The sequence below is a fragment of the Bacillus sp. LR--39 genome (assembly GCF_053613335.1).
The window spans coordinates 1-1,249 of record NZ_JBSIOT010000225.1; the positions used below are offsets into that span (position 1 = coordinate 1).

A 1,249-nucleotide genomic window follows, 5' to 3' on the forward strand; every position below is an offset into this window, starting at 1 on the left:
ATCTTGTCGAATACAACTATGATAAAAAAGCTGAATCTTATACAAGAAGCTCTGATGGTGTCATAACGACAGACCGGGAAACCGGAAAGCCGGTTGCAATGCAAAATATTTTCATTGTTGAAGCCAGCCATCATATTATTGATCAAGATGGAAGGCGGGACATCGACTTGGTATCAGGAGGAAAAGGTCTGTTGTTTCAGCACGGAAACGTCATTGAAACAGACTGGAAACAAGTGAATGGCAGAATTGTGCCGGTAAAAGACGGCAAGTGGCTTCCGTTTGTGCCAGGAAAGACTTGGATCAATATCGTACCTGATCTTGATGCGGCTTCCATTAGTAAAGGAGAAGGTGTGTAACGATGCAAATCGATAAATTACGCGGCAAAGAGCTGGACCAGTTATTTAACTCGATCTTATCGCTGAAAGACCTGGAGGAATGTTACCGATTCTTCGATGATCTATGCACAATTAACGAAATTCAATCGCTGGCTCAGCGCCTTGAAGTGGCGCGCATGCTTCGCGAAGGAAACACGTATCATAAGATTGAAACAGAAACAGGCGCTTCCACGGCTACGATTTCCCGTGTGAAACGCTGCTTAAATTACGGGAATGACGCTTATGAAATGGCGCTTGACCGTGTGAAAGAGACGGAAACTGAGTCTTCTTCAAAATAACATAGAACCGCCCTGCCGTTCGGCAAGGGCGGTTTCTTTATGAAACAAATTGATGGATCAGGTTGTCGATATCGATGAGACTGCCATCCTCTTTCCGATAGACAACATGCTCCTTGGAAAAGTGAATCGGCGAATTGATCCCTGCTGCGGCTGCGAGGTTAAACAGCCCCTCGCGCAGGGAAATGACGTAGTTGCAGACACGATGCTGTTTTTCCTCAACGCTCAACGCTTTTTGCAATTTCGGATCTGTCGTCGCCACACCTGCCGGACAGGTGTTGGTGTGGCAGACGAGAGCGCGGATGCAGCCAACGGAAAACATCATGCCGCGTGCGATGTTGACAAAGTCAGCGCCGAGGGCTAAGGCGACCGCGATTTTATCAGGAGTCAGGAGCTTTCCGGAAGCAAAGATTTTCAGCTGGCTGCGCAAGCCGTACTGTTTAAGAAGCGTGTCAACAATAGGCAGCGCTGTCATAATTGGAAGGCCGACTGTATCCGCGAGCTCGTAAAAGGAAGCTCCGGTACCGTCTTCACTTCCGTCGATCGTGATAAAATCCGGATGCTTTCCGCTTTTCTGCA

General features: G+C 47.9%; 3 protein-coding genes. 2 read left to right on the forward strand and 1 reads right to left on the reverse strand.

All coding sequences use genetic code 11. The features are described 5' to 3' along the window. Together ACWHAR_RS22000 and ACWHAR_RS22005 are read left to right on the forward strand one after the other, a co-directional pair. Positions 1 to 356, forward strand: a 356-nt coding sequence (locus tag ACWHAR_RS22000) for a DUF3048 C-terminal domain-containing protein (protein WP_452087827.1), incomplete at its 5' end; no start/stop codon positions are given. A 2-nt stretch (positions 357 to 358) separates the two neighbouring features. Further along, on the forward strand, positions 359 to 673 hold the full coding sequence (locus ACWHAR_RS22005; protein ID WP_003219429.1) for a YerC/YecD family TrpR-related protein: 315 nt from the start codon (positions 359 to 361) through the stop codon (positions 671 to 673). Positions 674 to 710: 37 nt separating this feature from the next. Here ACWHAR_RS22005 and ACWHAR_RS22010 read toward each other — a convergent pair. Further along, positions 711 to 1,249: glutamate synthase-related protein (locus ACWHAR_RS22010; protein WP_452087828.1), on the reverse strand; the 539-nt coding region annotated here is incomplete at its 5' end.

What these genes read in the sequence shown, in the direction of transcription:
- ACWHAR_RS22005 (WP_003219429.1), top strand. Translation starts at nt 359, where the DNA reads ATGCAAATCGATAAATTACGCGGCAAAGAGCTGGACCAGTTATTTAAC.